The following is a 26980-nucleotide window of genomic DNA, read 5'->3' on the forward strand; positions in this document are numbered from 1 at the left end:
GCTGGGCTTCGGGGGTCGGGGCGGCCGGGGCGGCGGGGGCGGGTGTGGGCGCAGCAGCGGGAGCAGGGGCGGACTGAGCCGCGACGGGCGCACCGACCCCACCCCCAGCCTCGGCACCAGCACCCCGGACAGCCGCACGAGCCGCGGCGGCACCGCCCCCCGGCGGCACGTCCGGACCGGGCGGCGGCACCGCGACGCCCGGCTGCCGCACCGCGGCGTGGGCCTCGGGCCCGGGCACGTACCCCATGGCGGGAGCACCGGCCGGACCCGCGGCCATGAAGTTCCCACCGCGCTCCAGGCGGTCGAGGCGGGCCATCACCGAGCGCTCGTCGTCGAACGCGGCGGGGAGCAGCACGCGGGCGCAGATCAGTTCCAGCTGGAGGCGGGGCGAGGTGGCCCCGCGCATCTCCGTGAGGCCTTCGTTGACGAGGTCGGCGGCGCGGCTCAGCTCGGCGCCGCCGAACACCCCGGCCTGGGCCTGCATGCGCTCCACCACGTCGCTGGGGGCGTCGATGAGGCCCTTCTCGGCGGCGTCGGGCACGGCAGCGAGGATCACCAGGTCCCGCAGCCGCTCCAGGAGGTCGGCGACGAAGCGCCGCGGGTCGTTGCCGCCCTCGATGACGCGGTCCACGACCTCGAAGGCGGCGGCGCCGTCTCCGGAGGCGAAGGCCTCGACGACGGAGTCGAGGAGCGAGCCGTCGGTGTACCCGAGCAGGCCCGTCGCCATGGCATACGTCACACCGTCCTCGCGGGCGCCCGCGAGGAGCTGGTCCATGACGGACATGGAGTCACGCACGGATCCGGCACCCGCGCGCACGACGAGCGGCAGGACGCCGTCCTCGATGGCCATGCCCTCGCGCCCGCAGACCTCGGCGAGGTAGTCGCGCAGGGTTCCGGGGGGCACGAGCCGGAACGGATAGTGGTGCGTACGCGACCGGATGGTGCCGATGACCTTCTCGGGCTCCGTCGTCGCGAAGATGAACTTGAGGTGCTCCGGCGGCTCCTCGACGACCTTCAGGAGAGCGTTGAAGCCCGCCGACGTGACCATGTGGGCCTCGTCGATGATGTAGATCTTGTACCGGCTGGACGCGGGCCCGAAGAAGGCCTTCTCCCTCAGGTCACGGGCGTCGTCCACACCACCGTGCGAGGCGGCGTCGATCTCGATGACGTCGATCGAACCCGGCCCGTTCCTGGCCAGGTCCCGACAGGACTGGCACTCGCCGCACGGGCTGGGAGTGGGACCTTGCTCACAGTTCAGACACCGGGCGAGGATGCGCGCGCTCGTCGTCTTGCCGCAGCCGCGCGGGCCACTGAACAGGTACGCGTGATTGACCCGGTTGTTGCGCAGCGCCTGCTGCAGCGGGTCGGTTACATGCTCCTGCCCGATGACCTCGGCGAACGACTCCGGGCGATAACGGCGGTACAGCGCGAGAGACGACACGTATACGAGGTTATAGGCGCCCACTGACAACCCGGACCGCCCCGGACGAAGCCCCCGCCCCCACCGGCCCCACCGCGCGCCCGGCCCCGCCCCCGACCCCGGGCCCCGGAACGCAAAGCGCCCCCCACGCACCCGCCAGAGCCGACCTACCCTTGCTGCCTTCCGGCCCTGGGGGAGTTCAGTCAGATAGCGCCACGTGAGGGGCTGGCCCCCACCCTAGCCGATCCCAGGGGGTGCGAACGAGCCCGCTCCCCCGACAGAAACGCACCAGGTCCCCGCGACCGGAACACGTTCGCGAGCACCCCTCCGCGTCTTGTATTGTTTGCGGCGGAGGATTCGCCTAGTGGCCTAGGGCGCACGCTTGGAAAGCGTGTTGGGGGCAACCCCTCACGAGTTCGAATCTCGTATCCTCCGCCAGTGCCTCACCGGGCACTAACGTCGAAGGGCCCCGCTGCTTGCAGCGGGGCCCTTCGACGTTGCCCGTCTCAGTCGACCGCTGGCAGCTCCTACAGCGCTCCCCGACCTGCCGCGCCACCTTCCGCAGCATCGGCCCCGTGATGTGCATGTAGCGGGCGCGCATCCGGGCCGCTCCCCCGGGTTCCCAACCCATGATCGAGTCGACGACCACGTCCGGAACGCCGAGCAGCAGGAGGACGGTCGCAGCAGTGTGGCGTGCATCATGCAGCCACCCGTCCGGCACGCCCGCGTCCCGCAGCAGCCGCGCTTCCACACGTGGTAGTCGGTGTTGGGGCCCAGCGGCCCGCCGACCGGCGAGGCGAAGACGTACCCCTTGCCCTCCCAGCCGGACCCGGCCACGACCCGCTCCCTCTCCTGCTCCTCCTCCTGGTGCTGCCGCAGAAGCTTGATCACCAGATCGGGCAGGCCGATGGTCGTGAGCGGCTCGCCGCTGACGGCGTCCGCGGCCCGCTCGCCGGTCTGACGGTCGCGGACCTTGGGCTCCGGTCTGAACACGGATGGTGCGCAAGGCAGTTCTCCTATCTACTCGTCTATATGAGTATGCCTGTTGGGATGGATGAGTCCAGAAGACGGCCTCGCGCCCCATCACCCTTCAGGTGGCGGGCAGTTGGTAGGACAGGACGTACGCGTCGGCAGCCATCACGGTGTCGCAGACCTCCACGGCTCGCCCCTCCGTGTCGTACGCGGTCCGGATCAGATGGATCACGGGCACGCCGGACGCGAGCCGCAGCGTCTTGACCTCGGCGGGCGAGGGCATGCGGGCGCGGATCTCTTCCTCGAAGTGGTCGAGGCGGTGGCCGAGTTCTTCGAGGCGGGCGTAGATGCCGCCGGGGCCGGGGTTGGGCTCGGCGATCTGCGTACCGCGTGCGATGTCGAGCGGGAGGTAGGAGGCCGCGAACTCGACGGGGCGGCCATCCAGGAGGTAGCGGCGCCTGCGGGCGAGCACCTTGCGCGCCGAGCCGAGCCGGGTGGAGATGTCCTGCGTGGCCTTCTCCTCCTTCACCTCCAGGCTGTCCACCTGGGGGTGGCTACCGGCCGCGTCCGCTTCGACGATGAACGCCGACTTCCCCTGATCGCGGTGGCGCCGGGCGAACCTGTCCGAGGCGAGGCGCCGCACCGGCGGCCGCGGACGGACGAAGACGCCCTTGCCGTGCTCGGCGTGGACCAGTCCCTCGCCTTGGAGGATGGAGAAGGAGTTGCGGACCGTCATCCGGGACACCCCGTAGTGGTCGACAAGCTCAGCTTCGGAGGGCAGCTTCTCGCCCTCCCGGAACCGCCCACGGTCAATGGCCTCGCGCAGCTGATCGGCGATCTGCCGGAAGACCGCACGATCGCTCGTGGGGTCGACCTCGCCGAGGTGGCCGGTAGGGAGTGAGGTCACGTGTACTCCTTTAGGTATCTAGACGAGTGGGCGAGTGCTGTTGCTACGGTGGAGAGCCTAGCCAGCCGAGAGGGCCGAGGAACGTGAGCACTGACCGCCCCCATTCCGTGAGCGTCGCCGGAGTCATAGTCGACGACCAGGGGCGGGCCCTGCTGATCCAGCGCCGCGACAACGGCCAGTGGGAGCCCCCGGGTGGCGTCCTCGAACGCGAGGAAACCATCCCCGAAGCCCTCCAGCGCGAGGTTCTCGAAGAGACTGGCGTAAAGATCGCGCTTCCCGCGACTCTGACCGGCGTCTACAAGAACATGACGGGCTTGATCGTCTCCCTGGTCTTCCGTTGCGAGGCCGCCGACGGCACGCCCACCACCGGCGCCGAGACCCGCGCCCTGCGCTGGGCCACCCGCGAAGAGGTCACCGAACTCGCCGACGAGGCGTACGCGATCCGCGTCCTGGACGCGCTCGACGCGACGACCCCACCGGCCATCCGCGCCCACGACGGCGTGAAACTCGTCTAGCCCGAACCCGCTGCACATGGCGGCCTAGCAGCACAAAGGAACTTGTATGCACGAGTATACGAGCACCGCCCGGGTCTGGGGACTCACTTGCCCAGGTCTCCCCGAAGAGGTCAGCCGAGCCCGCCGCTGGACCCGCGACATCCTGGGTTCCTCGCCCCTCGCGGAGGACGCCGAACTGATCGCGAGCGAGCTGAGCGCGAACGCGATCCTGCACACGGCCAGTGGCCGGCCCACGGGCAGCTTCCACCTGGCTCTGGCGGTGTCGTCCCAGGTCATCGCCCTTTCGGTCACGGATGGCGGGGGCGCGGGCGGGACCGCTCCGAAGGTCGAGCACCCCGACGAGGAGGCGGTGCACGGCAGAGGCCTGGGCATGGTCAGCGCGCTTGCCCACCGGGTGGTGGTGCGGAACAGCGACGGGGCGCACACGGTGACGGCGGAGCTGTTCACCTCACCGCGGCCGGGACCAGGGGAGCACCCGTGCTGAGCGGCGACGACCTGACCCGCGGGTTCTGGTGCGAGTGCTGGGCGGAGGACCTCGCGAGGTCGGGCCAACCGACAGTGACGACGTACTTCGGCGCGCACTCCGCGACACAGGCAGACGGCTGGCTCCCTACAGCCCTACGAGCCATCACAGCGGAGCGGAACCCCGCCGCCCCCAAGGAGACTTGGGACTGGCTCTACGAGAGCCGCATCAACACCCGGAGAGCCCTCCTGCGCTCGGAACCCTGCACGGTGTCGGTGACCTACGCCAGCACACGCATCACGTGGACGGTGCACCCGGTGCTCTTCCTGCCCCTCGCGGACCACCACGAGGTACCTGAACTCCCGGCGGGTGTACACGACTTCGAGCCCCACACGACCGACTGAATTACAACTTTCTCTACTGGTTCAAGGCGGCTCGCTCCGCTCCCCGCGCGCGGCCCGGCTCCCGGGCCGACGCTCCTGCCTCCGCCCCGCTCCGGCCCGGTCCACCAGGCCGCGCGACGAGAGCTAGCGGCCAACTGACCTCAGAGAAGGGATACGTCGTGGCTGGGGCAGTCGGCTCCACGGACCTCTTGCAAAGCCACTGCTTAATAGGTCACAGGAACCGACAACCTCACCCTCAAAAAAGCCATCACCAACCCCGAGCATGTGCCACTATGCGTATCTACGGGAGGTGGCACCTTGGAACAGGGCTCCATACCTTCGGCACGCTTGGTGCGGTTCTTCATCACATTGCCAGAACCACTTGCAATTCCGGACGGATATGTATGGCATAGAGTTTTCGAGCATGATCCGTCCACAGGATCTATTCAACAGTTCGTGAATCTCACCTTTATGCAGTCCGACGGAATGTCTCGGCAGCAGGGATCCTTGGCTGCAACGTTCGAGGCTCTCGGGCGGGTCAGGGGTGAATCGTAGACTGATCGCCTCCTTGATGCGTCTGACCTGACCGGCCGGTACACAACAGTTGCCGCGACCACCATTCAAGACGAGGCTCAAGAGGTCCCAGACCGCTGGGCCCGCCCGCAAGACGTTCCAGCGGAATACGACCCACTCAACCGCTGCATTGAGGAAATTGCACGTTTCACCCGCTCATACCGTGCGGCCCTCGAATCACCATGCATGGTTCCGACTTACGAGAAAGTCGGCCCCCTCATCCCGTACCAGCTAGGTGACTTCGTTCCTGTGAGATCCGAAGATGGCGAAGAGACGGGGTTCAGAGCATCTGAATGGAAAGACGGAGGGGTAACAATGCTAGACCACGCCAACATCTCCGATTTCCCTGCTGGCGATGAGCTCGAAGCCGAGCATGCTGGCCGCATAGAATACTGCATGAATATGCTGGACCAGGGAAATCCGTTCTTTCTCTGGAAAGAGCGCTTCGTTGAGGCCCGCACCGCGCTATACCGAGACGGAAAGTACGGGGCTGCGGTCACCTTGAGCAATACCGCAAGTGAGGTTTTGCTTGATGGTCTCTTGTCGCTCCTATATTGGGAGTCGGGAAAGAATCCAGAGGAAGTAGCAGACGTGTTTGCTGAAGGGCGTCTAGCCCGCCGAGTCAAGTCGAACTTTTCTGAGCTGCTTGGCGGCAACTGGGCTCTCGACGGCGCGGGGCCCGTCGCTAACTGGTTTCATACGTGCTATCGCCTGCGGCACCGAGTAGTTCACGGCGGATACAGCCCGACGCGCCTAGAGGCACAGACAGCGATAGACGCGACTTTTTCCCTGTCCATATATTCCTGTGATCGCCTGGCTGCGAAAAAGAAGAAGTTCCCCCGAGCCGCTCTTATGGTCATCGCAGAAGAAGGGCTTCGCAAGCGCGGTAAGTGGTGTCACTTTATGCGCGACTTCGTGCGCGACGTCGCTCCCGTCGAACCCTCTTGGCAGGACGCATCACATGCGTGGCGGAGCGAAATGTATGACGCACTGTTGTCGGGGGACTGAACAGCCAATTCTGTATGAGCTACCTCTGCATGTAGCCCTGCGTGGGGGGGCAGCAGGGGGTGAAACGAAGCAGCCCCGCTGAGACCGTCTCGCCCGCCAGCAGACCCGGATCAGGCTCAGACGCTGGGGGCGCTTCCGTCTCAGTCAGGGCCGTTCACTGCCATTCATGTGAGCCCAAAGCCGGTAACCGCTCTCACCACCGGCCGCCCATGAACACAGGTGAACGGCCGCGTCCGATGCTGTCGGGACCACCACAGTTGGAAAGCGTGTTGGGGGCAACCCCTCACGAGTTCGAATCTCGTATCCTCCGCCAGTGCCTGTCCGTCTCGGTCGATCCCTGGCGGCTCCCAGAGCGCCTGGCCGACCTGCCGCTCCCCCGGCGACCGGCTTGCGGCTCAGGCTGGGGCTTGGGTGCCCTGAACGGGTCCGCTGTTCGGTCGACCGCGGAATTCCCCTCTGCCCGTGACATGCGCCTGGTAAGGGGGACAACACCAAGAGTATGGTCTCTTGTATGGCTACCAAGAAGGTGACGGTGACGATCCCCGAGGATCTCCTGGACGAGATCCGCGGGGAGGCGGCGGAACGGGGCTTGTCGGCGTACGTCGCCGAGGCGCTGCGCTTCAAGCGGGACCGCGACCGGCTGCGGGAGCTGTCCGACTGGCTGCAGGAGGAGCACGGCCCTCTCAGTGGGGACGAGCGCACGGCAGCGTTCGAGGAACTGGAAGATCTCGACGCCGAGCACGAGCGCCGCCACACCGCCGGCAAGCACGACGCCGGAGAGGCGGCGTGAAGAAGCGGGCCGGGGAGCCAAGGCAGCGGCCACTGCGCGTCTTCGTACTCGACTGCGAAGCCCTGTCCCTGGCTGTACGAGGCGACCGGAAGATGATCGCCTGGATCGACCTCGCGGCCCGAGGCGAAGCCGAGGTGGTGACGTCTCCGATGACGTTGGTCGAGGCGTACGACGGCAGAACCACCGAGCAGCGCTGGGACTGGGTGCTCTCCAGGCTCAAGGTCGCCGATATCGGGACGGACGAGGCGCGCCAGGCCCGCCGTCTCCTGGCTGACGCGAAGCTGCACGGCCACAAGTACGCGATCGACGCCGTCCTCGCCGTCATCGCGCGACAACAGAAGGGGCAGGTCACCGTCTTCACCTCCGACGTGGCCGACCTCGAGCTACTGGTTCCGAAGTCGATCGTCGTCAAGAAGGTATGACCTGGCGCTCCGGGCACACACGCCGTCCGCCCGTGCGGCCCGGGCACGCGTGCCCGGGCCACCGGGACGCCGATGCTCAGTGGTCGTTGATGAAGCCCGCGACCGAGCCGCCGTTGTCGCCGCGGCCCTCGAAGTTGAGGGTGTACTGGCCGCCCTCCGCCAGGTTGTACCTGCCGCCTTCGGCGGCCGAGTGGGACGTGCAGGTGCCCTTGCCGCCGCGGGCGTACATCTTGTAGCCCTCGATGTCGGGGTTCAGACGGTCCACCGTCGTCCAGGCCGAGTGACCGTTCGCGGCCGTGTCGCACACGGAGATTATGTCTCCGCGCTCCTTCACGTAGACCTTGACGCCGGCCCCCGACCACACGTGGTCCCACGAGCTGCCCCCGGGCGGCACGGGGCCGGCCGTGGCAGTTGGCGCGTTTACGGCGCCCAGCGCGGCCAGGGCGGCCGCGCCGACCAGGGCGGCGACGGTGCGACGCGCACGGCGTGAGCGGTGCCGGTCGGTGGAGAATGCGCTGATCTGAGGCATGTTCCCTCTCAGTTGAAGCAGCTGGATGGGGTGATCACCCTACGAACCACGCGACATCACGTCAGGCGAGAACAAGCCACTGTGACGAAGTCGGGACGCTGTCGGGACGCTCAGGACCGCGTCCTCCGGGAGACACACCGGCCCCCAACCGGACAAGCGGGGGCAACCCTCTGGCTCCCGGCCCGTCATTGACAGGACTTGCGGCAGGACTTCCGGCAGGACTTCCGGAAAGCCGCTCAGGTGCCTACGCGGTTCGCGTCCGCCGTCGGCCCGGCCGCGGGCGCGGGCGCGGGGAGCGTGGCCGTCGCGCGGGAGCGGCCGCGGAGGCCGAAGGCGCCGACGGTCACCGCCAGCAGGGCGGTGGCGAGGGGGACCGTGAGGGCCGCCTGGTAGCCGTCGAGGAGGGCCGCGGGGGTGGTGGAGTCTGTGGCGGCGACGTTCACCGCTGTGGCGCCGGAGAGGCCGAGGGCCGCGCCGAACTGGAAGGACGTGTAGAGGAGGCCGCCCGCCAGGCCCTGTTCCGACTCCTCGACGCCCTCGGTGGCGACGATGGTGAGCGGGCCGTAGGCCAGGGAGAAGCCGAGGCCCAGGATGATCAGGCTCGGGAGCATCATCGGGTACGTCCAGTCGGCGCCCACCGGCAGGAACATGGCGTACGAGAGTGCCGCGAGGAGCAGGCCGCCGAAGATCACCCGGGCGTTGCCGAACCGGTCCACCAGCTTGGGGGTGAGCGTGGGCGACAGGATCGCGTCGACTCCGATGACGATCATCGCGAAGCTCGTCTCCAGCGTGGACCAGCCCCGCAGCTCCTGGAGGTAGAGCACCACGAGGAACTGGAAGCCGAAGAAGCCGGCGGCGAAGAGCAGGCCCACGACGTTGGCGCGGACCAGCGAACCGCGGCGCAGGATGCCGAGGCGCACCAGGGGGTGCGCGACGCGGCGCTCGACCGCCACGAAGGCCGCGAGGAAGGCCAGACCCGCTGCGAGCGTGCCGACCGTCCAGCCGACGCCCGTGTGCGAGGCGCGCTCGACGCCCAGGACGAGCAGCACGATCGCCGCGCTGACCGTGACCGCGCCCCCGAGGTCCACGCCCTGCCCCGCGCGCTCCGGGCGCGGCGACTTCGGCACCAGCGCCAGCGCGGCGACCAGGATGACCGCGGACAGCGCGACCGGGGCGAAGAACACCCAGCGCCAGTCGACCGCGGTGAGCAGCCCGCCGACGACCAGGCCGACGGAGAAGCCGCCCGCCGCCGTACCGGAGTAGATGAGCAGTGCCCGGTCGCGCTGCGGACCCTCCGCGAAGCTCGTCGTGATGATGGACAGACCCGCCGGGGTCATGAAGGCCGCCGCCACGCCGGTGACGAACCGCGCGGCGATCAGCATCCAGCCCTCCGTGGCGAATCCGCCGAGGCCCGAGAAGAGCAGGAAGACGGACAGCCAGAAGACGAACATGCGGCGGCGCCCGAAGAGGTCGGCCGCGCGCCCGCCGAGCAGCATGAAGCCGCCGTAGCCGAGGACGTAGGCGCTCATGACCCACTGCAGTTCGCCGGTGGACATGCCGAGTTCGGCGCGGATCGACGGCAGGGCCACGTTGAGCATGGCCACGTCGATGCCCTCAAGGAAGATCGCCCCGCACAGGACGAGCAATACGCCCCAGTTTCTCCCGCTCATCTGCATTTCTCGGCCCTGCGCTTCCTCGGTGAAGTCCGGTGGTGTGTCGGTGGAGTCCGGTGGTGTCCCGGTGGTGTGTCGGTGGGGTGGGGTGAGGGCGGGACGCCCTCGCTCTGTCACCCGCTCCCTCACCCTCGATCAGCCGGGCAGGGGGAACAACGGCGAAGATCGCGACGTTCGTTCAGTCACGCTTACCGATCAGGCCTACTGATCAGGGCCACCGATCAGGCCTACCGATGCGGAGGACCGGTGTGACGTCCATGGACCGCGATGAGCTGGAGTGCTTCCTGATCCTCGCCGAGGAGCTGCACTTCGGTCGCACCGCCGAGCGCATGCGGCTGTCCCGGGCCCGGGTGAGCCAGCTCGTGCAGCGGCTCGAACGGCGCGTAGGCGCCCTGCTGTTCGTCCGTACGAGCCGTCGGGTCAGCCTCACCGCCCTCGGCCGGCAGCTCCGCGCGGACCTGGAGCCGCATCACCGCGCGATCGACGCGGCCCTCGCCAAGGCCGCCGATGCCGCGCGCGGCGTCAGCGGGGTGCTGCACGTCGGCTTCTCCGGCCCTCCGGCCGGGGAGCTCGTGATGCGGGCCGCCGACGCGCTGCGCGCCGCCCATCCCGAACTCGACGTGGAGTTCTGCGAAGTGCCGCTGTCCGATCCGTACGGGCCCCTGCGCAAGGGCGAGTTCGACCTCCAGCTCACCGAGCTGCCCGTGTGCGAGGAAGACTTGGGCGAGGGGCCCGCGCTGCTCACGGAGGAGCGGGTGCTCGCCGTCGTGTCCGGGCACCCCCTCGCCGCCCGTCGGCGGGTCTCGCTGGAGGACCTGGCCGAGGTGCCGCTCCTGAGCGTCGCCGGTGAACTCCCCGCGTACCGGCAGGAGTACCAGGTCCCCGCGCACACCCCCGCGGGCCGCCCCGTCGCACGCGGCCCGGCCGTCACCAACGTGCAGGAGGCCCTGATGCTCGTCGCCGCGGGCAAGGGCGCCTTCCTCACCGCCGCGCACACCGCCACCTACTACGCCCGTCCCGGCGTCTCCTACCTCACCTTCGACGACGCCGCCCCCGTCGGCTACGGCCTCGTCTGGCGCGTCGGCGACAGCACCGGCGCGGTGCGGGCGTTCGCACGGGCCGCGCTGAAGGTGGCGCGGAGTTCGGCCGGTTCGGCCGGGACGGCGGTCGCGGGCGGCGTCCGGCTGGCGGGGGCCGCGTAGCACCGCACGTCACTGCGCCGTGCCGTGCCGTGCCGGAGGAAGGGGCGAAGAGGGGTGCTGGGTACACCCCCGGACACCGTCTCCCCCTATGCCCTGGCGGGCGCGGCCGCAGCAGAGTTGGGGATGTCAGCACGGTACGTCCCCTGCCGGGCGAAGAGACGAAGACGAGGCCCCCTGATGACCATCGACACGCTCCCCCACGCCCCTGCCCACGCCCCTGCCCCCGCCCCTGCCCCTGCCTGGTCCGCGGCTCCGGACCCGGCCCCGGAGCGCGTCACCTGCCCGCGCCCCGCGTCCCCACGGCCCGCGTCCCCGCGCCCCACCTTCTGGCGCGCGCCCTTCGCCGCCGTCACCTTCCGCGAGTTCGGGTACACCCTGGTCTCGCTGCCGATCGCCGTCGCCGGGTTCGTCTTCGCGGTCACGCTGTTCTCGCTGGGCGCGGGGCTCGCCGTCACGCTGCTCGGGCTGCCCGTGTTCGCGGTGATGCTGGCCGGGGCTCGCGGCCTCGGCGCGGTGGAGCGGCGGCGGGCGCGGGAGCAGCTCGGGGTCGAGGTGGCCGAGCCCGCGGCGGTGCGGGTGAGGGACGGTGGGGTCTGGGCGCGGGCGCTGGCCCGGGTCGGGGACGGGGCGGGGTGGCGGGCGCTGGTGTTCCAGGTCGTCATGTTCCCGTGGCGGGTGACGAGTTTCGTGGTGGCGGTGACGCTGTGGGTGACCGGCTGGGCCGTCGCGCTGTTCCCCGCGTACTCCTGGGTGTTCGCGCGCTACACCGACTGGCCGGGATACCGCCTCTTCGACTACACGTCCGGCGGCGAGCACCACGCGTACTACATCGAGTCGCCGTGGCAGGTCGCCGGAGTCGGCGCCGTCGGCTGGCTGCTCGTGCTGCTGACGCCGCTGGTCGTGCGCGCGCTCACCGGTGTGGACCGGGCCGCGGTGCGCTCGCTGCTCGGCAGGTGAGCGTCCGGCCGGGACCGGGACGGTCCGACCCGCGTCAGCCCCACCCCCGCGAGGACCACCGCCATCCCGGCGATGACCCGTACGCCGACCTCCTCCCCCAGGACCAGCGCGCCGAGGCCGACCGAGACGACCGGGAGCAGATAGCCGACCGTGGCCGCCGCGGTCGGCCCCTCGTCGGCGATGAGGCGGGAGTTGAGGTGGAAGGTGAGTCCGGTGCCGAACACGCCGAGGACGACGACGGCGAGGACGCCGGTGAGGGTCGGCGCCGACTCCGTGTGCGGGCTCGCGGGCAGGCCGAGCGTGGTCAGGCCGGTGGCGGCGAGGAGTTGGGCGGCGGAGAGGGCGAGCGGTGGGGTGTCGCGGCCGATGAGGTGGCGGGCCATGTACGCGAAGGCGACGGCGTAGCTGACGGCGGCGGCGAGGAGGGCGAGGGCGCCCGGGCTCGTGAGCCCCGACTGCTGCCAGGGCGCGAAGATCAGCAGGGTGCCGCCGAAGCCGAGCAGGAGCCCGGCGAGCCGCTTCGGGCCGAGCCCCCGCTCCGTACCGAGGAGGAACCCGAGCCCGAGGGACCACAGCGGGGTCGTGGCGTTCATGACGCCCGCGACCCCCGAGTCGACCGTCTGCTCGCCGATGCTGAAGAACAGGAACGGCAGCGCGTTGCAGAACAGGGCCGCCACCAGCAGATGCCCCCAGACGCGGCGGCCCCGCGGCAGGTGCTGGCGGGCCGAGCGGGCGAGGACGAGGAGCACGGCGGCGCCGAGCGCGCAGCGCACGATCGTCACGTGCAGCGGCGCCAGGCCGCCCTCCAGGGCCAGCTTGATCCACAGGAAACTCGAGCCCCACAGCAGGGCGAGGACGGCGATGCGCATGTCTCGACGGTGCCCCCGCCCCATTCGTAAGACAAGCGAAAAGATTCCAAGGCAGCCTTAAGCTCTGCTGCATTCTGGGCGTACGCTGGCCGCATGCTCGACATGCGGCGCATGCAGATCCTGCGGGCGGTCGTCACCAGCGGCTCGGTGACCGCGGCGGCCCGGAACCTCGGCTACACCCCGTCCGCGGTCAGCCAGCAGATGGCGGCTCTGGAGAAGGAGGCGGGCACCCCGCTCCTGGAGCGCACCGGACGCGGGGTGCGGCCCACGGACGCCGGGCTGCTCCTCGCCGACTGCGCGACGGCCATCGGCCGGCACGTGGCCCACGCGGAGACGGCCCTCGCGGATCTGCGCACGGGTCGTACGGGACGGATCTCGGTACGGTACTTCGCCACCGCGGGCGCCCGCGTCGCCGCGCCCGCCCTGGCCCGGCTGCGCCGCGAACACCCCGGCGTACGGGCCGAGTTGCGGCTCACCGACCCGGACGACCCGCTGCCCGAGGTGAAGGCGGGCCGCACGGACGTGGCCCTCGTGGTCCGGCGCCACGACGCGCCCCCGGTCGACGGCCTCCGCTTCGTCCACCTCCTGGACGACCGCTACCGCGCGGTGCTGCCGCCGACCCACCCCCTCGCCGCCCGCACGGAGCTGCGCCTCACCGACCTCGCCGAAGAGCCCTTCGTCGGCAGCGAGTTGCCGGGACCGTGCCTGGACGCGGTCCTCGACGCGTGCGGGTCGGCCGGGTTCACGCCGGACTTCGTGGTGGAGAGCGGGGACTACGCGACCGCGCAGGGGTTCGTGGCCGCCGGGGTGGGTGTCGCCCTGGTGCCGGAGATGGGCCTGGTCACGGCGCCGGGCACGGACGAGGGCCGCCCGGGGTGGGTCGTGCGCGAGGTCGTCGACCCGGAGCCGGTGCGGTCGATCTGGGCGGCAGTACGGGCGACGGCGCCGGAGGGGCCGGTGCTGCGGGCGTTCCTGGGGGCGCTGCGGGACGCGGCGGCGGAGGCGGCGGGTGGGTTCGGTGGGGTGGACGGGGTGAGCGGGTCCGGTGGGGCGGGTGGGTTCGGTGGGGCGGGTGGGGCCACCTCGGCTCACCCCGGTTCCGGCCCCGCGTAGCACCGCACCCGCACCGTCTGCCGCGCGCTCCACCGCTGTTCGCCGACCCCGAGCAGCTCCCAGCCCGCCCGCTCGTACAGCGCCACGGCCCCCGCGTCCGTGGCCACCACGTCGAGCACCGGCCACCGCCCCCGCTCCCGCGCCGCCCCCGCCACCCGGTCGAGGAGCACCGCGCCGATGCCGCGCCCCCGCGCCCCCGGCCCCACGAACAACCGGCTGACCACGGCGGCCCCTTCGCCCGCCGGGCCGACCCGCCCGCCCCACATCCCGGGCGCCACGTCGCCCGCGCCGGGACCGCAGAGCGCGACGTGCCCGACGACGTCCCCGTCGGCCTCGGCCACCCAGGCCCCGAGCAGGCCGGACGGCGTCAGCCAGGCGGCCGGTTCGGCGGGCCAGTTGGTGGGGTAGCCGTCGCCCGCGTGCACGTCGGCGAGCACGCGCACGCAGGCGTCGAGGTCGGCGGGGACCCGCTCCCGTACGAGAGGGTCCACGGCCTGGGCACCTGCGCGGCGATCGCTCATCCGGGCATGGAAACACAGGTCCCGCACGCCCGGCGCGCGCTTTTCCCACCACTGTCCGGGTGACCTCAGGCGAGGGACACCAACTCCCGGTACTCCGTGCTCCACAGGTCCTCGGTGCCGTCGGGCAGCACGAGGACCCGGTCGGGGCGCAGGGCGTCGAGGGCGCCCTCGTCGTGGGTGACCATCACGATCGCTCCGGGGTACGTCCCGACGGCGGCGAGGACCTCGTCGCGGGACGCGGGGTCGAGGTTGTTGGTGGGCTCGTCCAGGAGCAGCACGTTGGCGCCGGAGTGGACCAGTCCGGCCAGCGCGAGCCGCGTCTTCTCGCCGCCGGAGAGCACCTTGGCGGGCTTGTCCACGTCGTCGCCGCCGAACAGGAACGACCCGAGGACCCGCCGCACCTCGCCGTCGGTCAGTCCTGGCGCTGCCGCCGCGAGGTTCTCCCGTACGGTCGACTCCCCGTCCAGGGTGTCGTGTTCCTGCCCGAAGTACCCGACGCGAAGACCGTGTCCGCGCACGACCCGGCCCGCGTCCGGCGTCTCGCGCCCGGCGAGGAGCCGCAGGAGCGTCGTCTTCCCGGCCCCGTTGAACCCGAGCACCACCAGGCGGCTGCCCCGGTCCACGGCGAGGTCCACGCCGTGCAGGACCTTCAGGGTCCCGTACGCCTTCTCCAGGCTGACGGCGCCGAGGGGCATGCGGCCGCAGGGGGCGGGCTCGGGGAGCCGGATGCGGGCGACCTTCTCGCCGCGCCGCGCGGGTTCGGTGCCCGCGAGCAGCCGGTCGGCGCGCCGCGCCATGTTCTTCGCGGCGGTCGCGGTGGCGACGTGGGCGCGCATGCGGTCGGCCTGGGTGCGCAGGGCGGTCGCCTTCCGCTCGGCGTTGGCGCGCTCCCGGGTGCGGCGGCGCTCGTCGGCGGCGCGCTGGGCGAGGTAGGCGGGCCAGGTGGTGTTGTGGACGTCGAGGGCGGCGCGGCCGGGGTCGAGGTGGAAGACGCGGTTGACGACGTCGGCGAGCAGCTTCACGTCGTGGCTGACCAGGACGACTCCGCCCGGGTACGCGCGCAGGAACGCCCGCAGCCACTCCACCGAGTCCCGGTCGAGGTGGTTGGTGGGCTCGTCGAGGAGCAGGGTGTCGGGGCGCGCGAACAGCATCCGGGCGAGTTCGACGCGGCGCCGCTGCCCGCCCGACAGCTCGCCCACCGGCTGCCCGAGGACCCGGTCGGGCAGTCCGAGCCCGGCCGCGACCCGGGCGGCCTCGGCCTCGGCCGCGTAGCCGCCGCGGGCCTGGAAGGCGTCGTCGGCGCGGGCGTAGGCGGCGAGCGCGGCCCGCCCGTCGGCGCTGTCGGCGCTGTCGGCGCTGTCGGCCAGGGCCGCCTCGGCGTCCCGGAGCGCGCGCACCGCCGCGTCGAGGCCGCGCGCGGACAGGATCCGGTCGGTGACGGTGGCGGCGGGGTCGGCGGCGGCCGGGTCCTGGGCGAGGTGGCCGAGGGAGCCGGTGCGGGTGATGGCGCCGGTGCCGGTCGGGGCCGGGTCCGCGAGGGTCTTCAGGAGGGTGGACTTGCCCGCTCCGTTACGGCCGACCAGGCCGACGCGGTCGCCGGGGCCCACGTGGAAGGAGATGCCGGACAGCAGGGTCCGGGCGCCGACGCGCAGGTCGACGTCACGTACAGAAAGCATGAGGAAACGCTCCGCAAGGGCGAAAGGACACACGGGTGACGTGGAGGCGTGTGTCCTGGCTAGGAGATGCGGGGCGTAGACATGCGTCCCAGGCTAGGCGGCGGCCGGACGCGCCCGCACCCGCTTTTCCGGCGCGACCGCCTTTTCCGGCGCGCCCGTTTTTTCCGGCGTGGCCCCCATCGCCGGTACGCCCCCTCCGGTACGTCGCCCTGCGAACCCCCCGCCACCGCGAGATGATCGCCCCATGGACGCCACCCTGCACCTCGCCCAGCAAGAAGAGGCCGACGCGCTGCTGAGCCGCAGCCCGCTGGCCGCGCTCGTAGGAATGCTCCTGGACCAGCAGGTGCCCATGGAGTGGGCGTTCGCGGGCCCGTACACGATCGCCCAGCGGATGGGGGCGGACGACCTCGACGCCCACGACATCGCGGCGTACGACCCGGACGCCTTCGTCGAGCTGCTCTCCGCCAAGCCCGCCGTGCACCGCTACCCGGGCGCGATGGCCGGGCGCGTGCAGAAGCTGTGCCAGTACCTCGTGGAGCACTACGAGGGCGACGCGGAGGCCGTCTGGCGGGACGCGGCCGACGGCAAGGAGCTGCTGCGGCGCCTGAACGAGCTGCCCGGCTTCGGCAAGCAGAAGGCCCAGATCTTCCTCGCCCTGCTCGGCAAGCAGCTCGGCGTGAACCCCAAGGGCTGGCGGGAGGCGGCGGGGGCGTACGGGGAGCCGAAGGCGTTCCGGTCCGTCGCGGACATCACGGGACCCGAGTCGCTGCAGAAGGTCCGCGCCCACAAGCAGGAGATGAAGGCGGCGGCGAAGGGCTAGCCGCCCGGGGCCAAGCGCTCCACTGGATGTGCCACACTCTGCCGTCGTCCACCTGCAGCGTGATCGTGGCTGGTCGCGCAGTTCCCCGCGCCCCTTCGGGGCACTCCCGTACCGCAGCGGACTCTGTCGAACCCGACTACCGCCTACGCTTCGCCGTGCCGAAGACCGACCGCGAGATCTCCCGGCCGATCTGCGTCCCCATCGACCGCAGCAGCGACTTGAACATCCCGCTGCCCATCACCTGCTCGACGACGCCCCCACTCTCCTTCGGCGCCGCCTTCTGCTTGGCCGGACGCGGAGCCTCTGCCGGAGCGGACGCCGACGCGGCGGCCCGCTCGGCCTCCCGCGCGCTCAGCCGCTCGTACGCCGACTCCCGGTCCACCGCCTCCGCGTACCGCCCGTACAGCGGCGAATCGCGGACGGCCCGCTCCAGGTCCGCCGCCGGGATCGGCCCCATCAGGGACTGCGGCGCCCGCAGCCGCGTGACCGCGACGGGCGTGGGCGCGCCCTTCTCGCTGAGCACGGTGACGACGGCCTCGCCGGTGCCGATGCCGGTGAGGGTCTCCTCCAGGTCGTACGCGGAGTTCGGGAACGTACGGACGGTCGCCTTGAGGGCCTTCTCGTCCTCGGGTGTGAAGGCGCGCAGGGCGTGCTGCACGCGGTTGCCGAGCTGGGCGAGGACGTCGGCGGGCACGTCCTTCGGGGTCTGGGTGACGAAGAAGACGCCGACGCCCTTGGACCGGATCAGCCGCACGGTCTGCGTGATGGACTCCAGGAACGCCTTGGAGGCGCCGTTGAACAGCAGATGGGCCTCGTCGAAGAAGAAGACGAGCTTGGGCTTGTCCACGTCCCCGACCTCGGGCAGGTCGTGGTACAGGTCGGCGAGGAGCCACATCAGGAAGGTGGAGAAGAGGGCGGGCTTGTCCTGCACGGAGGGCAGTTCGAGTACGGATACGAGGCCGGGAGCATTCGGTCCGGCACCGGCACCGGACTCCCCGGCCCCGGCACCCGCACCCAGCAGCTCCCGCGTGTCGAACTCCGGCTCCCCGAAGAAGTCCCCCATCCCCTGCGCCTCGAACGCCGTCAGCGCCCGCAGGATGACCCCGGCGGTCGCCGTGGACAGACCGCCGACCGTCTTCAGCTCCGGTTTGCCCTCGTCCGACGTGAGGAAGGCGACGACCGCGCGCAGGTCCTTCAGGTCGACGAGTTCGAGGCCCTTCTGGTCGGCGTAGTGGAAGATCAGGCCGAGCGACTGCTCCTGCGTCTGGTTCAGCTGGAGCACCTTCGAGAGCAGGACCGGCCCGAAGCTGGTGATCGTGGCCCGCACGGGGATCCCGGTGCCGATCCCGCCGAGGGCGTAGAACTCGCTCGGGCACCCGCGCGGCACCCACTCCTGGCCCACGTCCCCGGCCCGCCCGGTGACCCGGTCGTTCGCCTCGCCGGGCGCGGAGATCCCGGACACGTCGCCCTTGATGTCGGCGAGGAAGACGGGCACGCCCTGGGCGGACAGCTGCTCGGCGATCAGCTGGAGGGTCTTGGTCTTGCCGGTGCCGGTGGCGCCCGCGACGAGGCCGTGCCGGTTGAGCATCGGCAGCGGGATGCGCACCTGCGCGCCGGGGAGGCACTGGCCGTCCCACAGCAGGGCGCCGAGGTCGAGGGCGGGCCCTTCGAAGGCGTACCCGGCGGCGATCGCGGCGGCTTCCGGGGGAAGCGCGGCCGACGCGGCCGACTCAGACGACGCGGACGGCTCAGACGACGCGGACGGCGTCAGCGCGGGGTCGGACACGGACTCGTTCGGGTGGTTTCCGCCATCGGGTGTGGACGGCATCGGCTGGCTGTCGCTCACTTCGGCCCCTGCTCCCGGCTTGAGAGTTCCGGGTTTGTCCCGGTTTACGGCGTCATTTCCCAGGGTCGCACTCGGCCGCCATGGCTGCGCCCGGAGAGCCTTGACCGGTAGGCTTTCCGTGTGATCTTCAAGCGCATCGGAAACGGCCGGCCGTACCCCGACCACGGCCGGGAAAGCACCCGGCAGTGGGCGGACGTCGCGCCGCGCCCGGTCCGCCTCGATCAGCTCGTGACGACCAAGGGCCAGCTGGACCTGGAAACGCTGCTCGCCGAGGACTCCACGTTCTACGGCGACCTCTTCGCGCACGTCGTGAAGTGGCAGGGCGATCTGTACCTGGAGGACGGGCTGCACCGCGCCGTCCGCGCCGCGCTCCAGCAGCGCCAGGTGCTGCACGCCCGCGTTCTCGAACTGGGCTGAGCCCGGGCCCCCGGCCCGCGTTGGCCCTTTCGGGTTGGCCTTGGCACCGGGCAATGATCATTTAGTAGGAATCACCGCCGCGCGGCACTACGCTGCGCCCATGAGCATGCTCACTCCCCCCGGCATGGGCGGCAAATACCGCATCACGGGGGACAAATACCCGCGAATGCGCCGCCCGAGCGGACGTCGCCGGATCGTGCTCGCAGTCGTCGCGTCCCTCGCCGTGCTCGGGCTGCTCGGCTGGGGCAGCCTCCAGCTCATCGACGTGTTCTCCGGCGACGACAAGGCGTCGGCGGCGGGCGGGGCGAAGGACTGCGCGACGGCACCGAGGACGGCCGACGCGGCGCGCGAGACCAAGCCGAAAGCTTTCCCCCAGCCCCGCCAGGTCAAGGTCAACGTCCTCAACGCCACCAAGCGCGGCGGCCTCGCCAAGGAGACCGCCGCCGAGCTGAAGAAGCGCGGCTTCACCATCGGCGACGTGGGCAACGCGACGAAGGCGTTCGACAAGAAGGTCGAGGGCCCGGGGATAGTGCTCGGCGCGAAGTCCACCGCCGACACCGCGCTGCCGGTGCTCGCCACCCAGCTCAAGGGCGCCGCCAAGCAGACGGACGCCCGCAAGGGCGGCGAGGTCGACCTGATCCTCGGCTCCCAGTTCAAGGACCTGGCGAAAAAGAAGGACGCCGACAAGGCCCTGGCGGCACTCGCCGCGCCCGCCCCGAAGCCCGCGAAGGCGGAGCGGTCCGACGGCAAGAACTGCTGAGCGCCGAAGGCGGCCCAGCAGTTCTGTCCGATCTGTCCGAGTAGGCCCCGTCCGAGTAAGCCCGGCCCCGAGTAAGCCCTGCCCGAGTAGGCCCCGTCCGAGTAAGCCCTGTCCGTGTGCCCGGAGGGCTACTCCGCCGTCCCGTACATGCGGTCGCCCGCGTCGCCGAGGCCCGGCACGATGTACCCGTTCTCGTTGAGGCGCTCGTCCACCGCCGCCGTCACGACCGTCACCGGCGTGCCCGCGAGCTCGCGCTCCATGACCTCGACGCCCTCCGGGGCGGCGAGCAGGACCACGGCGGTCACGTCGTCCGCGCCGCGCTTGATGAGCTCCTGGATCGCCGCGACCAGCGTGCCGCCGGTGGCCAGCATCGGGTCGAGGACGTAGACCTGGCGGCCGGAGAGGTCCTCCGGCATCCGGGTCGCGTACGTGGACGCCTGCAGCGTCTCCTCGTTGCGGATCATGCCGAGGAAGCCGACCTCGGCGGTCGGGAGCAGCCGGACCATGCCGTCGAGCATGCCGAGACCGGCGCGCAGGATCGGCACGACCAGCGGCCGGGGATACGACAGCTTGACGCCGGTCGTCCCCACCACGGGGGTCTCGATGTCGACCTGCTCGGTGCGCACGTCCCGGGTGGCCTCGTACGCGAGCAGGGTGACCAGCTCGTCGGCCAGGCGCCGGAAGGTCGGGGAGTCGGTGCGCTTGTCGCGCAGCGTGGTGAGTTTGTGCGCCACCAGCGGGTGGTCGACGACGTGGATCCGCATTGTTCAACAGTAACCGGGCGAAGCGGCCCCCTGATCCCCCCGCGCTGGCATCAACCCCGGCCACGGGGGGAAGGTGGACGTACGAACTGGGGTGGTGTGGCCTATGCCCGACCGGGAAGCGCGCGAGAGCGACGCCGAGCGACGCAGGCGACGCGAGACGGAAGCCGAGCGGCGCAGGCGCCGCGCCCAGTTCCTGCACGAGTTGACCGAGGCCCGCGAGCTGCGGGCCCGGGTGACACCACGCCGCGCACGGGCGGCCCGACTGCGGCAGGCGATGCGTATGCGTACGTTCCGCTGGTAGCCGTGAGGGCGGCCGCGGCACCGAAGCGGCATGTGATTCGCAACGCGACGCGGACACAGCGGTCCGAAGACCTCTCCTGAAGCCGTTGTTTCTGCCACGATTCCGAGTGGGCGGGGCTTGGAACAGCACTCCCGCCGCCGACGTCCGCCGGGGGGACCCCCAACCGGCGCCTATGAACAGTGGGAGAGTCACGGTGTACTTCGCCGCACTGCTCGCGCGCACCGAAGACGGGTGGGAAGCGAGCGACACGGAGCTCGACGATGTGGAGACCCTGTCGGATCTGACCGACCTGGCCCGTGAGGCCGCCGCCGGCATCACGGGCGCCGACGACGACACAGTCCTCGTCTTCATCGAACAGGAAGACGCCTGGTTCGGCGTCGTCCGTGTGGACGGCGAGGAGGACCCGCGGATCTACGTCTCCGACGCCGCGGCCGCCGCCCGCAGCGCCTACGGCGAGATCCTGCTCACCGACGAGATGCTGGGCCGCGACCCGGACGACGAGGACGACGCCCTGGAGTCGCTGAACCTCGACGGCACCGAGGACGGCGAGTCCGAGAGCTCCGACGACTCCGAAGGACCGGACGCCGCGGGCGAGACCGTGCCCTCCGGGCCGCTCGGGGACAGGGCGATCCTGGGCGACCTCGGCATCTCCGAGAAGGAGCTGCTCGCCCTGGAGAGCGGCGACGCGCTCAACGAGATCGCCGAGATCCTCGGAGCCGCGGAGGTCCTCGAGACCGTCCGTTAGGTTCACCGTGTGACACGACTCCCGGATCCGGTACGAGAGCGCTGGCGGGCGCCCATGCGACTCGCCCTGGACGAGGCCGAACGGGCCGTCCGGGGCGGTGACGTGCCCGTCGGCGCCGTCGTGCTCGCCGCGGACGGCGAGACGGTGCTCGCCACCGGCCACAACGAACGCGAGGCCGGCGGCGACCCCACCGCGCACGCCGAGATCCTCGCGCTGCGCAGGGCCGCCGAGAGGCTCGGCGGCTGGCGGCTGCCCGGCTGCACGCTCGTCGTCACCCTGGAGCCGTGCGTGATGTGCGCGGGCGCGCTCCAGCAGTCCCGCCTGGAACGCGTCGTCTACGGCGCCCGCGACGCCAAGGCCGGGGCCGCGGGCTCCCTGTGGGACCTGCTGCGCGACCGGCGCCTCAACCACCGGCCCGAAGTGATCGGGGGAGTGCTCGCCGAGGAGGGCGCGCGGCTGCTCACCGACTTCTTCGCCCGCTCCCGGGACCGCGGCGGCCCGGCGGCCGAGGGGTAGTCCAAACGGATTTCGGTCCACGGCCCACCTTGGGCTAGGATCTCTCTCGGTAGCGTGTCCGAGCGGCCGAAGGAGCTCGCCTCGAAAGCGAGTGTGGCGCAAGTCACCGAGGGTTCAAATCCCTCCGCTACCGCCACAGACACCCCGTTGGTCCAGGAAACTGGACCGGCGGGGTGTTTCGCGTGCGGTCCACGCTCCCGACGCCCCGTACGCCCCGTCCGCCCCGCTCCCGGCGACCGGTGAAGCGGAACGCTTCGCACTAAGTACGCACAAGCGATCGGACGGCATCACAAGCAATCAATTCTTCGTTTTATGTGACGCGCCGGGAGAATCAGGCATTCCGCCGAGCGGTCACGGGTAGGGCGCCCACAGTCAGCCGACCCGCACCGGACGGACGTACGGCCATGGGCATCCTGAACTTCATCCGCAGCCTCGGTGACACGGCCAAGGAGGTCGCCCGGGGCGTCGCGGACGCCATCGGCGGTCTGCCCAAGGCCGCCGTCGACATCTACAGCGCCCGCCAGGAGACCAAGCGGCTCGAGATCCACGACCGCAGGCTGCGGGACTTCGCCCGGGACGAGCGCGAGCACGCCGCCGCGGCCACCGGCAAGGGCGGCCCGTCGCCTTCGCCGTCCTCCCAAGTGGACCTGCTGCCACCGCACTCCACCGTCACGGTGCCCCCGAGCCAGTGGTCGGAGGAACAGCGCGAGCACGAGCGCAGGCTCCAGCAGGAGGCGGCCAGGCTCGCCGAGCGGCACGCCCGCCTGACGGACGAACTGGCACGGGGCCGCATCGAGTTGAAGGCGGGCCTGCGCCGCGAGCAGTCCGACCGGGAGCACCACCAGCGCAAGGACGAGCGGTCGCACGGCGCGCAGGTCGACTACGAACTGAACCAGGCGCTCGCCGACGCCGCCCACCACCGCGAGCACACCCCCTTCGCGCTGGTCTATCCGCACCAGGTGAGCGCCCAGATCACCGCCGAGACCCGCAACGGCACCCTGCCCGCCCTCATCACCGCCCCCTTCTTCCGCGCCAGCGACCCGCAAGCGCGGATCGACCCGGTCAACGCCGAGTTCGACTCCCACCTGCGCGAGGCGCTCCGTGAGCTGCCGGGCCCGAAGCTGATGGCGGGCGTGCCCGGACTGTTCCGCCGCCCGCTCAACCGGCACGAGACCGACCTGTACCTGATCCGCCAAGTGCTCGCCGCGCACCCCGTGGTGCTCGTCCACGGCGAGATCACCGAGGGCTGGCGCACCCGCGTCGACATCGTCGCCTGGAACCTCTACGGCGAGGCCTCCGCCGCCGCCACGCTGCCCGAAGTCCCGCGGCGGCTCGGCACCTTCGACGCGCTCTCGCCCCTCGTGCCCGCCGCGGTGCGGCTCTCGCTGCCGTTCCCCGCGCTGCCGACGGAGGCGGGCAGGGAGCGGCACGCGGTCCAGGCGCAGATCGCCACGGTGGCCGCGGGCGTCGCCGCCGTGATCGCCGAGTGGTTCCACGTGGCGGCGGGGCACGACCCGCAGCTGCACGCCCGGCTCGACGGCTCCCTCGACCCGCTGCCCCGCGCCGCCGCCCTCGGCACCGCCGCGATGCTGGACGTCTCCGTCGACCGGGGCCTCAAGGCGGAGACCGACGCGCTCATCCAGCAGGCGGCCACGTACCAGGAGGCCGGACTCGACGAGCCCGCCCTGATCACCGCCCGCCGCGCGCTGCACCTGCCCACGCCCGGCACACGCGCGGAACGCCAGACCTATCTGGACCGCGTGCGCGGACTGCTGCCCGTCCTGGACTCGCTGAAGCTCGGCACCGAGGCGGCCGGGCTGCGGGCCTCCGCCGAAGGCATCGCGGCGGAGGAGAACCGCCGCAGGCTCCTCGGCGAAGACGACAGCGACGACGACAGCGATGACGACGACGTGCGGGGCCGGAGCGGTGCGCCGGGCCCGGGCAAGGGGGAGGATGGCTGACGATGGCGCGGTTTCGGGTGGCGGCGGCCATCGACTTCGGTACGCACGCCAGCGGGTACGCCTGGAGTGCCGTCACCCGGGACGGCGCGGACCCACGGCGGCGCGACATCGTCGACCGGGAGCAGTGGCCCGGGACCACCGAGAAGCGCTATCCGAAGACCCGCTCGGCCCTGCTCCTCGACGGCTCCGACACCGTGCTCGCCTGGGGGTACCCGGCCGTGCGCGCCGAACGCCCGCCGGGCTCCCGCCTCGTCACCGGCATGAAGATGTCGCTGCGCCCCTCCGACGACCCCTCACGGCCCGCCCCCGGCAGCCGCGTGCCCCGCGCCCTCTCCGACGACCTGTCACGGCCCGTGCCGCTGATCGCCGCGTACCTCGCCCGGCTGCGGGAGGTCGCCGTCGCCGAGATCACCGCCGGGGGCCGCTACCGCGAGTCGGACATACGGTGGTGCCTGACCGTGCCCGCCATCTGGTCCCAGGCAGCGCTCGGCGCCATGCGCGAGGCCGCGGGCACGGCCGGTTTCCCGTCCGGGCACGACGCGCTGCTGCTCGAACCCGAGCCGGACATGGCCGCGCTGTACTGCGCCGTCCAGGAGCTGACGCCGACCGGCCCGGTGCGGGCGCTGCTCAGCGCGTTCCGCAGGCCGGGGCGGCGGTTCGTGGTGGCGGACTGCGGCGGCGGCACGGTCGACGTGGTGGCGTACGAGGTGCTCGGGGACGGCTCCCTCGCACAGCTCGGGCGCCCCTCCGGGGGTGCGTTCGGCGCCACGTACACGACGAACAGCTTCATCCAGGACGTGCTCGGCAGCCGGTTCCTCGACCAGACGAACCTGGAGCGGCTGACCCGCCATCACTGGGCTGAGTTCCAGGAGCTGTTGGGCGACTGGGAGACGCACCGCAACACGTTCACGGTCGGCTCCCGCGAGAGCGTGGCGCTGCGTGTGGACGGGCTGCACGGGCTGCTCTCGCCCGAGGACCTGCGCCACCTCGGCGAGGTCCAGGGCGGCAAGGGGGACCGGATCGTCGTCCGGCCCAAGGAGATGGCCGGCCTCCTGGAGTCGGCGGTCGGCGGGATCCTGCCGCTCGTCGACGAGCACGTGGCGCGGGCGGTGGAGGCGGCCGGGGGCGGCCGTCCCGACGTGTATCTGGTCGGCGGGTTCTCCAAGTCGCCCTATCTGCGCGAGCGCGTACGGGCCCACGTCGGGCAGCGGGGGCGGGTCTTCACCCCGGACCGGCCCGAGCGGGCGGTGCTGCACGGGGCGGTGCACCGCTGCTATGCCTCGGCGGTCCGCGAGGACGGCGAACAGGGCGCCGGGGCCGCGACCGCCGCGCGCCGGACCGGGCCCGACATCTCGGAACGCTGCGCGCTCTACACGTACGGTGCCCGCGTCTCCGAGCCGTACGACGACGAGGACGGCGCGCAGGACCGGCCCCTGGAGACCAACGACGAGGGGCGGCACTTCTGCCCCGACCGCTTCCTGCGGTTCGTCACCATCGGGCAGCGCGTCGGCGTCGGCCACGAGGTGGCCCACCGGAACGTGGTGCCCATCCGGGCCGACCTGCCCCTGATGACCGTCGAGTTCTACGCCACGCACGCCCCCGACCCCCGCTACTACGACACGGCGCCCGCCAAGCGCATCGGCCACCTCACCGTCGACCTCAGCACCTGCATGCACCTGCCGCGCGAGGACCGCGAGGTCGACATCCACCTGACCTTCGGCCGCGCGGAGATCACCGTCCGCGCGGTCAACCGGCACGACGGCAAGGCGGCCGACGCGACGCTCGACCTCGATCCCGAGTTCTGAGTGCGCTCCGGCCGCGTGGGACGTGGGACTCCGAGGGCTCTGAGGGCTCTGAGAGCTCCGCAAGGACTCGAACTTCGGCTGACGGGGAGGCGATCCGGATGTTCTCCCGAAGGGGAAACCGCGACGAGGACGGCGAGCGCGTCCGCGAGAGCGGTGGGTACGCCGACGCCGTCCTCCCGGGCGTCCTCGCCCGCCTCGACGCGCTCACCGCCGCGGTACGCGACCTCGGCGACGACGTCGAGCGCCACGAGGAGGACATCCGCGACCTCCTCGCCACGGGCGGTTCCGGCGGCGGTGACGTGCTCGACGAGTCCCGCCGCCGGGCCCTCGACGTCGCGGACGACCTCCAGCAGGTGTGGCTGCTGGCCTGGGAGGCGGGCACGGAGGGGGCCCGCGGGGCACGGGAGCAGGCGTGGGGGGTGGGGGAGCTGATTCGGAGGGTGTTGGGGGTGGGTGGGGTGAGTGGCGTGAGTGGGGTGAGTGGGGTGGAGAGGGCGGGCGGTAGTGAGAGTGCTGCGCCTGGCGTGTCTGCTGCGCCTGGCATGCCTGCCGTGTCTGCTGCGTCTGGCGTGCCTGCTGCGTCTGTCGTGTCTGCTGTGAGTGCGGAGGTCGTGGGGGCCGAGGGTGGTTCGTGGGAGGCCGCGAAGGTGGCGCTGCGGGGTGCCGTCGCCGAGGCGGAGGTGGAGTTCTCCTGGGATCCGGTGTCGCTGGGGTGGGCCGACGGGCGGCCCGGGGCGCCGTCGGGCGTGGGCGCGCCGTCCGGGGCGGGGGTCGACTGCGAGTTGTGGCCCGGCTGTGTGGCCTGGGATCCGGTGCTGTTCGTGGTGCGGCCCGCGGTCGTGCACCGGGGGCAGCGGGTGGCGCCGCCGATGGTGTTCACGGGGGCGGTGGTGTCGGACGGGGTGGAGTCGGGTGGGGGGCTGTCGGGTGGGGCTCCGTCCGGTGGGGATCCGTCCGGGGTTCGGGACGGGGTTCGAGCCGGGGTGCGGGCCAGGGCGTTGTCAGGGGTGCGGGGCGGGGAGCCGGGCGTGGTGCGGGGGCGGGGACGATGG

At 71.6% G+C, this 26980-nt stretch carries 25 protein-coding genes, 2 tRNA genes, 1 other RNA gene and 3 pseudogenes; 20 read left to right on the forward strand and 11 right to left on the reverse strand.

Annotated elements, in window-relative coordinates:
* Together OO63_RS38020 and ffs are read right to left on the reverse strand one after the other, a co-directional pair.
* Positions 1-1441 (reverse strand): DNA polymerase III subunit gamma and tau (locus tag OO63_RS38020; RefSeq protein ID WP_033264860.1); only part of this gene is annotated, 1441 nt, incomplete at its 3' end.
* A 110-nt stretch (positions 1442-1551) separates the two neighbouring features.
* Positions 1552-1650: signal recognition particle sRNA small type (gene ffs / locus OO63_RS43000), an RNA gene on the reverse strand.
* Between the two features lie 120 nt (positions 1651-1770).
* On the opposite strand from ffs, the gene OO63_RS38025 reads away from it, so the two are divergent.
* Positions 1771-1858: transfer RNA gene (locus tag OO63_RS38025), tRNA-Ser, on the forward strand.
* A 100-nt stretch (positions 1859-1958) separates the two neighbouring features.
* Here OO63_RS38025 and OO63_RS47895 read toward each other — a convergent pair.
* Together OO63_RS47895 and OO63_RS38030 are read right to left on the reverse strand one after the other, a co-directional pair.
* A pseudogene (locus tag OO63_RS47895) lies at positions 1959-2329 on the reverse strand (tyrosine-type recombinase/integrase); the annotation flags it as partial.
* 181 nt (positions 2330-2510) lie between these two features.
* Positions 2511-3299 carry a GntR family transcriptional regulator gene (locus OO63_RS38030; protein WP_030363620.1) on the reverse strand — a complete coding sequence of 263 codons (789 nt, stop codon included), beginning with the start codon at positions 3297-3299 and terminating at the stop codon, positions 2511-2513.
* Between the two features lie 107 nt (positions 3300-3406).
* Here OO63_RS38030 and OO63_RS38035 point away from each other — a divergent pair, with 107 nt between their 5' ends.
* The 6 genes from OO63_RS38035 to OO63_RS38055 all read left to right on the forward strand — a co-directional run bounded on the left by OO63_RS38035 (position 3407) and on the right by OO63_RS38055 (position 7453).
* Positions 3407-3814: an NUDIX hydrolase gene (locus tag OO63_RS38035; protein WP_030363619.1), complete on the forward strand. Its 408-nt coding sequence runs from the start codon at positions 3407-3409 to the stop codon at positions 3812-3814.
* A 46-nt stretch (positions 3815-3860) separates the two neighbouring features.
* On the forward strand, positions 3861-4298 hold the full coding sequence (locus OO63_RS38040) for an ATP-binding protein (RefSeq protein ID WP_030363618.1): 438 nt from the start codon (positions 3861-3863) through the stop codon (positions 4296-4298).
* A complete protein-coding gene (locus OO63_RS38045; RefSeq protein WP_030363617.1) occupies positions 4292-4681 on the forward strand; it encodes a hypothetical protein in 390 nt (129 codons plus the stop codon). Before OO63_RS38040 ends, OO63_RS38045 begins: the two co-directional genes overlap by 7 nt.
* An 867-nt stretch (positions 4682-5548) precedes the next feature.
* Positions 5549-6241, forward strand: coding sequence for a hypothetical protein (locus OO63_RS46200; RefSeq protein WP_169786662.1), 693 nt, complete (start codon positions 5549-5551; stop codon positions 6239-6241).
* Positions 6242-6752: 511 nt separating this feature from the next.
* Positions 6753-7031 (forward strand): hypothetical protein, encoded by a 279-nt coding sequence (locus OO63_RS38050; protein WP_030363616.1) that lies wholly within the window; start codon positions 6753-6755, stop codon positions 7029-7031.
* Positions 7028-7453: a PIN domain-containing protein gene (locus tag OO63_RS38055; protein ID WP_030363615.1), complete on the forward strand. Its 426-nt coding sequence runs from the start codon at positions 7028-7030 to the stop codon at positions 7451-7453. The genes OO63_RS38050 and OO63_RS38055 overlap by 4 nt, the downstream gene beginning before the upstream one ends.
* Positions 7454-7529: 76 nt before the next feature.
* On the opposite strand, the gene OO63_RS38060 is transcribed toward OO63_RS38055, so the two are convergent.
* Complete coding sequence (locus OO63_RS38060) at positions 7530-7982, reverse strand: hypothetical protein (RefSeq protein WP_051811612.1); 453 nt, start codon at positions 7980-7982, stop codon at positions 7530-7532.
* A 236-nt stretch (positions 7983-8218) separates the two neighbouring features.
* A complete protein-coding gene (locus OO63_RS38065; RefSeq protein WP_033264863.1) occupies positions 8219-9652 on the reverse strand; it encodes an MFS transporter in 1434 nt (477 codons plus the stop codon).
* Between the two features lie 260 nt (positions 9653-9912).
* Between OO63_RS38065 and OO63_RS38070 the strand changes: the two genes are divergently transcribed.
* Together OO63_RS38070 and OO63_RS47230 are read left to right on the forward strand one after the other, a co-directional pair.
* The gene (locus OO63_RS38070) at positions 9913-10857 is read left to right on the forward strand and encodes a LysR family transcriptional regulator (RefSeq protein WP_051811614.1); all 945 of its coding nucleotides are present in this window, start codon (positions 9913-9915) and stop codon (positions 10855-10857) included.
* A gap of 177 nt (positions 10858-11034) precedes the next feature.
* Positions 11035-11745: pseudogene (locus OO63_RS47230) on the forward strand (sensor domain-containing protein); the annotation flags it as partial.
* Here the strand turns inward: OO63_RS47230 and OO63_RS38075 are convergent.
* On the reverse strand, positions 11682-12683 hold the full coding sequence (locus tag OO63_RS38075) for a DMT family transporter (RefSeq protein ID WP_033264861.1): 1002 nt from the start codon (positions 12681-12683) through the stop codon (positions 11682-11684). The pseudogene OO63_RS47230 and the gene OO63_RS38075 sit on opposite strands and share 64 nt — an antisense overlap.
* A gap of 93 nt (positions 12684-12776) precedes the next feature.
* Here OO63_RS38075 and OO63_RS38080 point away from each other — a divergent pair, with 93 nt between their 5' ends.
* Entirely contained in the window at positions 12777-13796 is a 1020-nt protein-coding gene (locus tag OO63_RS38080) for a LysR family transcriptional regulator (RefSeq protein ID WP_078619619.1), read from the forward strand.
* On the opposite strand, the gene OO63_RS38085 is transcribed toward OO63_RS38080, so the two are convergent.
* Positions 13772-14317, reverse strand: coding sequence for a GNAT family N-acetyltransferase (locus OO63_RS38085; RefSeq protein ID WP_030363608.1), 546 nt, complete (start codon positions 14315-14317; stop codon positions 13772-13774). The two genes, OO63_RS38080 and OO63_RS38085, sit on opposite strands and share 25 nt — an antisense overlap.
* Before the next feature lie 65 nt (positions 14318-14382).
* Positions 14383-15993 (reverse strand): ABC-F family ATP-binding cassette domain-containing protein, encoded by a 1611-nt coding sequence (locus OO63_RS38090; protein ID WP_030363607.1) that lies wholly within the window; start codon positions 15991-15993, stop codon positions 14383-14385.
* A gap of 244 nt (positions 15994-16237) precedes the next feature.
* On the opposite strand from OO63_RS38090, the gene OO63_RS38095 reads away from it, so the two are divergent.
* A complete protein-coding gene (locus tag OO63_RS38095; protein ID WP_030363606.1) occupies positions 16238-16813 on the forward strand; it encodes an HhH-GPD-type base excision DNA repair protein in 576 nt (191 codons plus the stop codon).
* Between the two features lie 136 nt (positions 16814-16949).
* On the opposite strand, the gene OO63_RS38100 is transcribed toward OO63_RS38095, so the two are convergent.
* Positions 16950-18641 (reverse strand): helicase HerA-like domain-containing protein, encoded by a 1692-nt coding sequence (locus OO63_RS38100; protein WP_078619620.1) that lies wholly within the window; start codon positions 18639-18641, stop codon positions 16950-16952.
* A 138-nt stretch (positions 18642-18779) separates the two neighbouring features.
* Here OO63_RS38100 and OO63_RS38105 point away from each other — a divergent pair, with 138 nt between their 5' ends.
* Positions 18780-19076 carry a type II toxin-antitoxin system VapB family antitoxin gene (locus OO63_RS38105; protein WP_003955420.1) on the forward strand — a complete coding sequence of 99 codons (297 nt, stop codon included), beginning with the start codon at positions 18780-18782 and terminating at the stop codon, positions 19074-19076.
* A 100-nt stretch (positions 19077-19176) separates the two neighbouring features.
* A complete protein-coding gene (locus tag OO63_RS38110) occupies positions 19177-19836 on the forward strand; it encodes a LytR C-terminal domain-containing protein (protein WP_397622275.1) in 660 nt (219 codons plus the stop codon).
* A 128-nt stretch (positions 19837-19964) separates the two neighbouring features.
* Here OO63_RS38110 and upp read toward each other — a convergent pair whose 3' ends face one another.
* Positions 19965-20600, reverse strand: coding sequence for a uracil phosphoribosyltransferase (gene upp, locus OO63_RS38115; protein WP_030363603.1), 636 nt, complete (start codon positions 20598-20600; stop codon positions 19965-19967).
* Between the two features lie 103 nt (positions 20601-20703).
* Here upp and OO63_RS38120 point away from each other — a divergent pair, with 103 nt between their 5' ends.
* From OO63_RS38120 to OO63_RS38150, 7 genes and pseudogenes are all read left to right on the forward strand, one after another.
* Positions 20704-20901, forward strand: coding sequence for a hypothetical protein (locus OO63_RS38120; protein WP_030363602.1), 198 nt, complete (start codon positions 20704-20706; stop codon positions 20899-20901).
* A 193-nt stretch (positions 20902-21094) separates the two neighbouring features.
* Positions 21095-21646 carry a tRNA adenosine deaminase-associated protein gene (locus OO63_RS38125; protein ID WP_030363601.1) on the forward strand — a complete coding sequence of 184 codons (552 nt, stop codon included), beginning with the start codon at positions 21095-21097 and terminating at the stop codon, positions 21644-21646.
* A 54-nt stretch (positions 21647-21700) separates the two neighbouring features.
* Positions 21701-22162: a tRNA adenosine(34) deaminase TadA gene (gene tadA, locus OO63_RS38130; protein ID WP_030363600.1), complete on the forward strand. Its 462-nt coding sequence runs from the start codon at positions 21701-21703 to the stop codon at positions 22160-22162.
* A gap of 48 nt (positions 22163-22210) precedes the next feature.
* Positions 22211-22298, forward strand: a tRNA-Ser gene (locus OO63_RS38135).
* 268 nt (positions 22299-22566) lie between these two features.
* Positions 22567-24123 carry a hypothetical protein gene (locus tag OO63_RS38140; RefSeq protein WP_030363599.1) on the forward strand — a complete coding sequence of 519 codons (1557 nt, stop codon included), beginning with the start codon at positions 22567-22569 and terminating at the stop codon, positions 24121-24123.
* Between the two features lie 2 nt (positions 24124-24125).
* On the forward strand, positions 24126-25928 hold the full coding sequence (locus OO63_RS45765) for an acetate and sugar kinases/Hsc70/actin family protein (RefSeq protein WP_030363598.1): 1803 nt from the start codon (positions 24126-24128) through the stop codon (positions 25926-25928).
* 98 nt (positions 25929-26026) lie between these two features.
* A pseudogene (locus OO63_RS38150) lies at positions 26027-26980 on the forward strand (hypothetical protein); the annotation flags it as partial.

The organism is Streptomyces alboflavus (assembly GCF_000716675.1).
GTDB lineage: Bacteria > Actinomycetota > Actinomycetes > Streptomycetales > Streptomycetaceae > Streptomyces > Streptomyces alboflavus.

Excerpts from the sequence above, each read along its gene's own strand:
- OO63_RS38040 (WP_030363618.1), top strand. The coding sequence starts at position 3,861 with ATGCACGAGTATACGAGCACCGCCCGGGTCTGGGGACTCACTTGCCCA.
- OO63_RS46200 (WP_169786662.1), top strand. The coding sequence starts at position 5,549 with ATGCTAGACCACGCCAACATCTCCGATTTCCCTGCTGGCGATGAGCTC.
- OO63_RS38050 (WP_030363616.1), top strand. The coding sequence starts at position 6,753 with ATGGCTACCAAGAAGGTGACGGTGACGATCCCCGAGGATCTCCTGGAC.
- OO63_RS38060 (WP_051811612.1), bottom strand. The coding sequence starts at position 7,982 with ATGCCTCAGATCAGCGCATTCTCCACCGACCGGCACCGCTCACGCCGT.
- OO63_RS38065 (WP_033264863.1), bottom strand. The coding sequence starts at position 9,652 with ATGAGCGGGAGAAACTGGGGCGTATTGCTCGTCCTGTGCGGGGCGATC.
- OO63_RS38070 (WP_051811614.1), top strand. The coding sequence starts at position 9,913 with ATGGACCGCGATGAGCTGGAGTGCTTCCTGATCCTCGCCGAGGAGCTG.
- OO63_RS38075 (WP_033264861.1), bottom strand. The coding sequence starts at position 12,683 with ATGCGCATCGCCGTCCTCGCCCTGCTGTGGGGCTCGAGTTTCCTGTGG.
- OO63_RS38080 (WP_078619619.1), top strand. The coding sequence starts at position 12,777 with ATGCTCGACATGCGGCGCATGCAGATCCTGCGGGCGGTCGTCACCAGC.
- OO63_RS38085 (WP_030363608.1), bottom strand. The coding sequence starts at position 14,317 with ATGAGCGATCGCCGCGCAGGTGCCCAGGCCGTGGACCCTCTCGTACGG.
- OO63_RS38090 (WP_030363607.1), bottom strand. The coding sequence starts at position 15,993 with ATGCTTTCTGTACGTGACGTCGACCTGCGCGTCGGCGCCCGGACCCTG.
- OO63_RS38095 (WP_030363606.1), top strand. The coding sequence starts at position 16,238 with ATGGACGCCACCCTGCACCTCGCCCAGCAAGAAGAGGCCGACGCGCTG.
- OO63_RS38100 (WP_078619620.1), bottom strand. The coding sequence starts at position 18,641 with ATGCCGTCCACACCCGATGGCGGAAACCACCCGAACGAGTCCGTGTCC.
- OO63_RS38110 (WP_397622275.1), top strand. The coding sequence starts at position 19,177 with ATGAGCATGCTCACTCCCCCCGGCATGGGCGGCAAATACCGCATCACG.
- upp (WP_030363603.1), bottom strand. The coding sequence starts at position 20,600 with ATGCGGATCCACGTCGTCGACCACCCGCTGGTGGCGCACAAACTCACC.
- OO63_RS38120 (WP_030363602.1), top strand. The coding sequence starts at position 20,704 with ATGCCCGACCGGGAAGCGCGCGAGAGCGACGCCGAGCGACGCAGGCGA.
- tadA (WP_030363600.1), top strand. The coding sequence starts at position 21,701 with ATGCGACTCGCCCTGGACGAGGCCGAACGGGCCGTCCGGGGCGGTGAC.
- OO63_RS38140 (WP_030363599.1), top strand. The coding sequence starts at position 22,567 with ATGGGCATCCTGAACTTCATCCGCAGCCTCGGTGACACGGCCAAGGAG.
- OO63_RS45765 (WP_030363598.1), top strand. The coding sequence starts at position 24,126 with ATGGCGCGGTTTCGGGTGGCGGCGGCCATCGACTTCGGTACGCACGCC.